This window comes from Thiohalocapsa halophila (assembly GCF_016583825.1).
GTDB lineage: Bacteria > Pseudomonadota > Gammaproteobacteria > Chromatiales > Chromatiaceae > Thiohalocapsa > Thiohalocapsa halophila.
In genome coordinates, this window is record NZ_NRRV01000269.1 from 1 (window position 1) to 624 (window position 624).

At 63.0% G+C, this 624-nt stretch carries 1 protein-coding gene; it reads left to right on the top strand.

All coding sequences use genetic code 11. The features are described 5' to 3' along the window. The coding region (locus tag CKO31_RS26355; protein WP_200243948.1) for a molybdopterin-dependent oxidoreductase at positions 1–624 on the top strand (624 nt) is incomplete at both ends.

The following is a 624-nucleotide window of genomic DNA, read 5'->3' on the forward strand; positions in this document are numbered from 1 at the left end:
CATGGCTCGGACCAGGAGCGCGCCATGCAGATGCTCGCGGCCCTGACCGGCAATATCAACTCGCCCGGCGGACGCTGCCAGGGCGTCGGTGCGGGCTGGAGCCATCCGCCGCATCCCGAGCAGCCCGAGGGCAAGGGGCTCCCGATCATCGACGGCTTTCCGGGCCAGGTCGCGTTTCCGACCCACCACGCGAGCGGCATGGTCCTGAAGATGATCAAGGACGGCAGCATGGGACGGCCGGACGTCTATATGTGGTACTGCTACCAGCCGGTGTATTCGAATGGGGAGATGCTGGAGAATGCCGAGGTCCTGAAGAGCATCCCCTATCTGGTCTGCTCGACCATCACCTATGACGAATCGAGCTCCTTGGCCGACCTGATCCTACCCGATGCGACCTATCTCGAGCGTTGGGATTGGGAGGACATGGTCTCACCAAAGCAGATCGCCGAATACTATATCCGCCAGCCGTTGGTCCAGCCGCTGGGCGAGGCCAGGGACTTCGGCGATGTCTGCTGCGATCTCGCTGAGCGGATGGGCTTCCCGTTGGGCTACAAGAGCAAGGAAGAATTTGTGCGCATGTCCTGCGACATGACCCCGGGCGTCAAGGAGGCGGGCGGCTTCGAG